This window comes from Rhizobium sp. 25PS6 (assembly GCF_032464655.1).
Lineage (GTDB): Bacteria > Pseudomonadota > Alphaproteobacteria > Rhizobiales > Rhizobiaceae > Rhizobium > Rhizobium laguerreae.
This window is the reverse complement of the sequence record NZ_JAWDIV010000071.1, coordinates 1-815: the sequence shown is the minus strand read 5'-3', so window position 1 is coordinate 815 and position 815 is coordinate 1. Positions and strand designations below refer to the sequence as shown.

The 815-nt window shown below is 61.8% G+C and carries 2 pseudogenes; both read left to right on the top strand.

Annotated features, from left to right (window positions below):
* A pseudogene (locus RWK44_RS34855) lies at positions 1-328 on the top strand (sugar ABC transporter substrate-binding protein); the annotation flags it as partial.
* Positions 329-440: 112 nt separating this feature from the next.
* A pseudogene (locus RWK44_RS34850) lies at positions 441-815 on the top strand (sugar ABC transporter permease); the annotation flags it as partial.

Below are 815 nucleotides of genomic sequence, written 5' to 3'. Positions count from 1 at the left end.
CGACCGCAAGGCGGCCCAGGTGGCGCTGGCCACCGCAACGCTGTCGAAGAGCTTCCAGTCGGCCTTCAACGTCGTCAAGGGTTCGGTGCCGGCTCGCACCGACGTTCCCGACACCGACTTCGACGCTTGCGGCAAGAAGGGTATCGCCGACCTCAAGGCAGCGAACGAAGGCGGCACGCTGTTCGGCTCGCTGGCGCAAGGCTACGGCGCGCCGCCGGCAATTGCCAATGCCTATAAGGATGTCGTCTCGAAGTTCGTCCACGGCCAGATCAAGACCTCCGATGAAGCCGTCAAGCAGCTCGTCCAGGCGATCGACGACGCCCGCTGAGACGACGTGTGATGACAAACGCTTCCCCGCATCTCGCGGGGAAGCTTCAGGCTTCGCGCCGATCATGCGGGATGATCATGCAGGGCCGATTGCGGGAAGGAGATGACATTCCATGAGCACCGTTGCGACCACCGATCCGGTTCTGACACCGAGGCAATCGACGGGGATCTCGTTGAGGGGCCGGCTGCAGGATGCGCTGCCGAAGATCGTCTTGGCGCCGAGCTTCGTCATCACCATCATCTTCGTCTACGGCTTCATCGTCTGGACGGGCTATCTCTCCTTCACCAATTCCAAGACCTTTCCTTCCTATGCGCTGACCGGCGCACGCGCCTATCAGCGGCTGTGGCGCTGGACCTTCGAGAGCGATCCGCCGTCTTCCTGGTACACCTCGATCACCAACATGGCGATCTTCGGCTTCCTCTATGTCGGTATCTGCCTGGCGCTTGGTCTCTTCCTCGCCATCCTGCTCGACCAGAAGATCCGTGGT